Source organism: Mycobacterium sp. 1165196.3 (assembly GCF_001673415.1).
Taxonomy (GTDB): domain Bacteria; phylum Actinomycetota; class Actinomycetes; order Mycobacteriales; family Mycobacteriaceae; genus Mycobacterium; species Mycobacterium europaeum_A.
The window spans coordinates 1-559 of sequence record NZ_LZLU01000077.1; the positions used below are offsets into that span (position 1 = coordinate 1).

The window sequence follows — 559 nt, forward strand, 5'->3', positions numbered from 1 at the left end:
GCGGGCAGTCGTACACCGCCACCACCCTGGGCGAGCTGGAAAAGAGCTACAACGCCATCGAGAACGAGATCGGCTACCGCACGGTGCCGGGGCCGGGCAGCTCCGGCTGGCTGCGGCTGGCCGTGCTGACCGCCCTGATCGCGACCGCGCTGGCACTGCTGATCAACCGGCGCCTGCCCAGCTGACTCAGGCGGGCAGCCTGCGGTTCAGCAGGAGCCCGGCCAGGATGGCGCCGGCCAGGACGAACGCGCCGAGCAGCATCCAGGCCAGGCTGGCGTCGCCCTTCACGGTTTCGTAGCCGATCTGGCGCTGCAGCGTCGAGTACACGTTCTTCAGCGAGTCCAGGCTGTCGGCGTGGAACGACTGCCCGCCGGACAGCTTGGCCACCATCTTCATCTGGTCGGTCGAGACCGGGACGGCGATGCGTTGCCCGTCCATCTCGATCTCGCCGCCCTTGGTCCCGAACGAGATCGTCGAGATCGGCACGCCCTCGTCCTTGGCCAGCCGCGCCGCCGTGTAGACGCCGTCGTGCGGATCGCTGGGATTGGAAGGCTTGTTT

The 559-nt window shown here is 68.3% G+C and carries 2 pseudogenes; one reads left to right on the forward strand and one right to left on the reverse strand.

The annotated features are described in order from the left end of the window. Positions 1-185: pseudogene (locus tag A5659_RS07955) on the forward strand (hypothetical protein); the annotation flags it as partial. A 1-nt stretch (position 186) separates the two neighbouring features. Here A5659_RS07955 and A5659_RS28085 read toward each other — a convergent pair. Then, positions 187-559: pseudogene (locus tag A5659_RS28085) on the reverse strand (hypothetical protein); the annotation flags it as partial.